Source organism: Burkholderia sp. Se-20378 (assembly GCF_017104665.1).
Taxonomy (GTDB): domain Bacteria; phylum Pseudomonadota; class Gammaproteobacteria; order Burkholderiales; family Burkholderiaceae; genus Burkholderia; species Burkholderia lata.
The window spans coordinates 1-1,779 of the sequence record NZ_JAAGPG010000986.1 but is presented as its reverse complement, the minus strand read 5'-3'; the positions used below and the strand labels follow the sequence as shown (position 1 = coordinate 1,779).

The 1,779-nt window shown below is 70.9% G+C and carries 2 protein-coding genes; both read left to right on the top strand.

Going from position 1 to position 1,779, the window contains the following annotated elements:
* Positions 1 to 1,413: ABC transporter permease (locus G3N93_RS39580; RefSeq protein ID WP_206135481.1), on the top strand; the 1,413-nt coding region annotated here is incomplete at its 5' end.
* 11 nt (positions 1,414 to 1,424) lie between these two features.
* A partial coding sequence (locus G3N93_RS39575; RefSeq protein ID WP_206135480.1) for an ATP-binding cassette domain-containing protein occupies positions 1,425 to 1,779 on the top strand: 355 nt, incomplete at its 3' end.

The following is a 1,779-nucleotide window of genomic DNA, read 5'->3' as shown; positions in this document are numbered from 1 at the left end:
GGCGCGACGCTCGGCTCGCTCGACCTGCTGATCGCGGGCATCGGCATCGCGGCGGCCGCGCTGCTGTATGGCTTCCTGCGCTTCACGCGGCTCGGCTGGGCCGTGCGCGCGACCGCGCAGGATCGCGACGCGGCGCTGCAGATGGGGGTCGACGTCGACCGCGTGAACCAGACCGTGTTCGCGATCGCGTGCGCGCTCGGCGGCGTGAGCGGGCTGCTGGTCGGCATGTACTACAACAGCATCGATCCGGCGATGGGCTTCCAGGCCACGCTGAAGGGCGTGGTCGCGCTGCTGATCGGCGGGCTCGGCAACGTGCCGGGCGCGATCGCGGGCAGCCTGCTGCTCGGCCTCGTCGAAAGCTACGGCGTCGCGCTGTTCGGCACCAGCTATCGCGACCTGTTCGCGTTCGGGCTGCTGATCGTGTTCCTCGTATGGCGGCCGAACGGGCTGTTCAGCGCGAACCGAGCGTTGCCACCCGAGCCGATGACGGGCACCTTCCTCGCGGCCGCGAAGACCGTGCGCGTGCCGCGTCCGGTACTCGTCGGGCTGGTCGCGCTGGCGGCCGTGCTGCCGTGGCTCGGCGCGTCGCCGTACGTGTTGCAGACGCTGACGAACGCGTGGCTGTACGGGCTGCTCGCGCTGAGCCTCACGCTCGTCGCGGGAACCGTCGGGCAGATCTCGCTCGGCCACGCGGCGCTGCTCGTGATCGGCGCGTATGCGTCGGCGCTGCTGTCGTCGGATCTCGGCTGGTCGCCGGCCGTGACGATCCCGTGCGCGGGGGTGATCACCGCGGTGCTCGGCACGCTGCTCGTCTATCCGGCATTCCGGCTGCGCGGGCATTACGTGTCGATCGCGACGCTCGGCATCGGCGAAGTGGTGAGTCTCGTGATCCTGAACTGGGACGGCCTCACGCGTGGCCCGCTCGGCATCACCGGCATTGCACCGCTGCCGTGGGCGACGACCGCGCGTGCCGCGTACTGGTTCACGTTCGCGGTGCTCGTCGTGTTCGCGCTCGTGCAGGTGCGGCTGCTGCGCTCGCATCTCGGCCGCACGCTGCGCGCGGTGCGCGAGGACGACGTTGCCGCGCGTGCGCACGGCATCGCGCCGAACCGCTACAAGGCGATTGCGTTCGCGGTCGGCGGCGTCGCGGCCGGTGTGAGCGGCGGGATCGCCGCGCATCTGTACAGCTACATCAATCACCAGACCTTCGATTCGCAGGTGTCGATCCTCGCGCTGACGATGGTGATCCTCGGCGGCTTGGGCAACGTGCTCGGCGGCATCGCCGGCGCGATCGCGCTGATCGGGCTGCCCGAGCTGTTCCGCTGGGCGGCCGACTACCGGATGCTGATCTACGGCCTCGTGCTGCTGCTGCTCGTCCGGTTCCGGCCGCAGGGCCTGCTCGGCACGGTGTGAGGAGGAATGCGATGACCACCACTCGACCCTTGCTCGACGTGCAGGACCTCACGCGCCGCTTCGACGGCGTGACCGCGCTCGACGGCGCAAGCCTGACGCTCGGCGATGGCGAACTGCTGAGCGTGATCGGGCCGAACGGCGCGGGCAAGTCGACGCTGTTCAACCTGATTGCGGGCGCCGACCGGCCCGATGCCGGCCGCGTGACGTTCGACGGCCGCGACATCACGGGAACCGCGCCCGAACGCCTTGCGGCGCTCGGCATCGCGCGAACGTTCCAGCACGGCCGCGTGTTCGGCAAGCGGAGCGTGCTCGACAACGTGCTGATCGGCGCGCATGCGCGGCTGCGCGCGGCGCGGCCGGGCTGGC